Origin of the sequence: Anaerovibrio slackiae (genome assembly GCF_009695585.1) — a bacterium.
GTDB lineage: Bacteria > Bacillota > Negativicutes > Selenomonadales > Selenomonadaceae > Anaerovibrio > Anaerovibrio slackiae.
This window is the reverse complement of the sequence record NZ_VUNR01000059.1, coordinates 1-2,680: the sequence shown is the minus strand read 5'-3', so window position 1 is coordinate 2,680 and position 2,680 is coordinate 1. Positions and strand designations below refer to the sequence as shown.

Genomic DNA, 2,680 nt, shown 5'->3' with positions numbered 1-2,680 from the left:
AATCTTGCTCTTGAATTCAGCAGTGTATTTCCTTTTCGGCATGATAGTAACCTCCATTCGTTACTAATTACTATATCATGCACGCTTAAAAAATAAAGTGCTGGTCTAAATTCTTGGGACCATTATATACTTCCTTGCGAAGCAGGTAATAGTAAATTTGTTTGTGAAGGCGATGTTACTTAATTTGTGGTATAATAATTAATGAAATTCAATACTAGAGGGGAGGCATATTATGCTCAAACAGAAATTAGAACAATACAACCATATATTGGAGCAATTAGATGATTTTACAAGGAAAAACTGGGAAGATAATTTCACAATAGAATTTACGCACGATACAACTGCAATTGAAGGGAATACTTTAACTTTAATTGATACAAAGATGATACTTGAAGATGGCATCGTTCCTAAAGAAACAACCCTCTTTGAATTGGATCAGATTAGAGGACATGCCGATGCTTGGCAATATGTAAAAGAAAATATTAGAAACAACATTCCGCTTTCTGAAAATTTGATAAAAGATATTTATGAGCGAGTTGTACCCACTAGAGGTGTCGGAGGAATTTATCGCACAGTTCCTGTCTACATACGAGGCGCACAACATGTGCCTCCAAACTATAAAAAAGTAAGGGAACTAATGAAGTACTTTATTCAGGATATGAATATAAAGTCATTTTCCTCTGTAGCCGAATTAGCGGCATGGACACATGCTGAATTTGTTAAAATACATCCATTTCAGGACGGAAATGGCAGAACAGCCCGATTGATTATGAATTATCAGTTAATGATAAATAATTATCCACCTATCAATATAAAAAAAGATAATGTCCATGAATATTTCAATGCATTAGAGATTTATGCTATCAGAGATGATATAAATCCTTTTAAAGATTTAGTTCAAGACAACATTAATAAAAGTTTGGACAAGTTTATCAATATGTATCAAGATTACTATACTGATAAAAGCAATAAGACATTGGTTCCCAATACAAATTTATCATCTGATGCAGAAAAGATATTTGTTAATAGTTACAACAATATTATCAATAAGCTAAAGGATACCCATGTAGCAGCAACAGAAGCTACAAAGAACTTACTAAAGTATGGATATGATGTCGATAAAATTTATCCTGTGTTGGAAAAATTATTACCACAGGCACAAAATGATGAGCTTTATAGTCTGGATATTATACACAAAGCCAAGGAATGCCTAAACACAAAAACAACTCTACCAAAGCAAGACAAATTGCATAGTACTAGCACAAAATTATAAACAATAAAGTGCATTATCACAGTATAGTGATAATGCACTTTATTGTTTATCCCTAAAAACTCAACTATTGTTACCTACTTCGCAAGGAAATAATACTCTCCCTATAGGGACAATACTGCCATATGCAGGCAATTTAAGTGACATACCTCATGGCTGGGTATTATGTGACGGTACTAATGGCACACCTGATTTACGCGATAGATTTTTAACTGGTGCGGGTTTATTATATACATTAGGGTCGATAGGTGGTGAAAACTATCATCAGCTACTGTTAAATGAAATTCCATCGCATAATCATTTATTTGTGGGTGATGATGAACTCGTATATCCGTGGGGAGTTACAGGGCAAAGAATACCATATGATGCCAAAAGTGTACCAGAATACAGTCCAGGAGGTCACATTGGATACACATCTTTTAGTGGGGATAATCAACCGCATGAAAATAGACCCCCTTATTATGCAGTTTATTATATAATACGCCTTGTGTGATTATTGTGCTTTTATAATAGGATAACACGCTATATGCATTGGTTTATATTGTCCATAAAAAGTACGATTTCCGACTACAATAGCATTTACAGCATGGCCATCTGCTCCAGCTATGGGAGTAGCTAAATATCCACTGAGATGACCGTCATCTGGCTCATTAGCTCCTATCCTCATATGGGGAAAGTTACCATCAAATGTCATTGTAAAGGAACTGCTTTGTGCAACTGTCCCAAGCACCTCATCATCCCCAGCAGCATAAATAAACTTACCTAATAAATTAGGAACGTTAGCACCTACTATTTCAGCGAGCTTAGGATAGTTGCTTGTTGATTGACCATTACATAATAGATATCCATCTGGTATGTTATAACTGTACCACCATAATATACTTCCCACAGGCAAGGTATTACTTCCTTGCGAAGCTAGTATTATAATAATATTCACAAATTAGTATACTAAGTTACACTTAAAATTTTTATTTTTTGTAAGGAACAAAATAGGCTTTTGTAACATAGAAAGGGGTTCGTGTGATTGTTTCTGTTGAAAAAATTTCACCTTTGGAAATTGGTATAACAGCATTTCCGTTTTGTTCTCCATGCTCCCCCATTGACATATCCAATATTAATACATTATTTATTTTTATTTTGGCTTTAAGAGCTTCAAAATACCCACAAGTATTAGGCAAAGAATAAAATATCATACCATCTTCAGGTGCTACAAATTGTACATTATATATGCCTATTTCAATACTTCTCGAATAGTCTAATCGAATACTACCACTTTGCGAATACTGGAGTTAGAATATAAATAGTACAAGTCAAAATGAGAAATCCTAAATAAGTTCATGACATGGTACAATATATGTACCTATCTTGAGGAGGATTTCAGAATGGCTAAACAACATGACAAACAGTTTA

At 34.0% G+C, this 2,680-nt stretch carries 3 protein-coding genes; 1 reads left to right on the top strand and 2 read right to left on the bottom strand.

What is annotated here, in order from left to right:
- Positions 1-232: 232 nt before the first annotated feature.
- Positions 233-1,273 (top strand): Fic family protein, encoded by a 1,041-nt coding sequence (locus tag FYJ84_RS14305; RefSeq protein WP_154408255.1) that lies wholly within the window; start codon positions 233-235, stop codon positions 1,271-1,273.
- Positions 1,274-1,763: 490 nt separating this feature from the next.
- Here the strand turns inward: FYJ84_RS14305 and FYJ84_RS14300 are convergent, their stop codons facing one another.
- The gene (locus FYJ84_RS14300; RefSeq protein WP_205764296.1) at positions 1,764-2,159 is read right to left on the bottom strand and encodes a tail fiber protein; all 396 of its coding nucleotides are present in this window, start codon (positions 2,157-2,159) and stop codon (positions 1,764-1,766) included.
- A gap of 79 nt (positions 2,160-2,238) precedes the next feature.
- On the bottom strand, positions 2,239-2,463 hold the full coding sequence (locus tag FYJ84_RS14295; protein WP_154408253.1) for a hypothetical protein: 225 nt from the start codon (positions 2,461-2,463) through the stop codon (positions 2,239-2,241).
- Positions 2,464-2,680: the final 217 nt, after the last annotated feature.